This is a genomic window from Mesorhizobium sp. M7A.F.Ca.US.014.04.1.1 (assembly GCF_003998745.1).
Taxonomy (GTDB): domain Bacteria; phylum Pseudomonadota; class Alphaproteobacteria; order Rhizobiales; family Rhizobiaceae; genus Mesorhizobium; species Mesorhizobium ciceri.
In genome coordinates, this window is record NZ_RZRW01001030.1 from 1 (window position 1) to 1,231 (window position 1,231).

The following is a 1,231-nucleotide window of genomic DNA, read 5'->3' on the forward strand; positions in this document are numbered from 1 at the left end:
TGACTGGAGGTCAGAAAATGAACATTAAGAGCCTTCTCCTCGGCTCCGCTGCGGCCCTGATCGCAGTTTCCGGTGCGCGCGCCGCCGACGCCGTCGTCGTCGCCGAGCCGGAACCCGCTGAATACGTCAAGATTTGCGACGTCTACGGCGCTGGCTACTTCTACATCCCCGGCACCGAGACCTGCCTGCGCATCGGCGGCTATATCCGTTATGACATCGGTGGCGGCGACGTCGGCTCGTTCGATGGTGCAAAAGCCGCGGATCACCAGGATGGTGATGACCACAATACCTGGCTGAAGAATACCCGCTTCACGCTGAAGACCTGGACAGGCCAGGAAACCGAACTCGGCACCTTGAAGACCTACACCGAGACCCGCTTCAACTTCGGCGACGACAACGCCTTCGAGGACGTCAACGCCGCCCACAACCGGGACGTCTCGCTGAACTTCGCCTGGATCCAGCTCGGCGGCCTGCGCGTCGGTAAGGACGAATCGGCCTTCGATACGTTCGTCGGCTACGCCGGCAACGTCATCAACGACACGCTCGTTCCCTACGGCGATTTCGACACCAACGTCGTCCAGTACTACTTCGACGCCGGCAACGGCTTCTCGGCAGTGGTCTCGCTGGAAGAAGGTAACGCCAATGACACGATCGACAGCTATGTTCCGCATGTCGTCGGCGGCGTGAAGTACACGCAGGGCTGGGGCGCCATCACCGGTGTCGTCGCCTATGACAGCAATTACGAAGAAGTGGCCGGCAAGGTTCGCCTGGATGTGAACGTCTCCAACGAACTCTCGCTGTTCATCATGGGCGGCTACGGTTCGGACGACAATCTCAACGATAACCTCAGCAATCATGTCGACGCCAACGGTCGCGGCTTCTACAAGATGTGGGGTGGCAATTGGGCAGTGTGGGGCGGTGGCACCTACAAGTTCAACGAAAAAACCTCGTTCAACGCTCAGGTGTCTGCTGACGATTGGAAGAACGTCGGCGTTGCCGCGAACATCGCTTACGACGTTGTGCCGGGCTTCACGGTCACGGCCGAAGTCGACTACCTCCATGCAGGCCGATTTGGCGATGTCAACTATGTTAACCCATCGTTCACACCGGCCGACAAGAAGAACAGCATCGGCGGCCTCCTCCGCTTCCAGCGCTCGTTCTAATATATTTCGACTTGTCGAAATCGAAAACCCGGCGGGCAACCGCCGGGTTTTTTACGCCGGGTTCCGAG

Annotated in this window: 1 protein-coding gene; it reads left to right on the plus strand. The window is 59.1% G+C overall.

The genetic code is table 11. From position 1 onward, the window contains the following. Positions 1–17: 17 nt before the first annotated feature. Entirely contained in the window at positions 18–1,163 is a 1,146-nt protein-coding gene (locus tag EOA22_RS34190; protein ID WP_127390646.1) for a porin, read from the plus strand. The last annotated feature ends 68 nt before the right edge of the window (positions 1,164–1,231 follow it).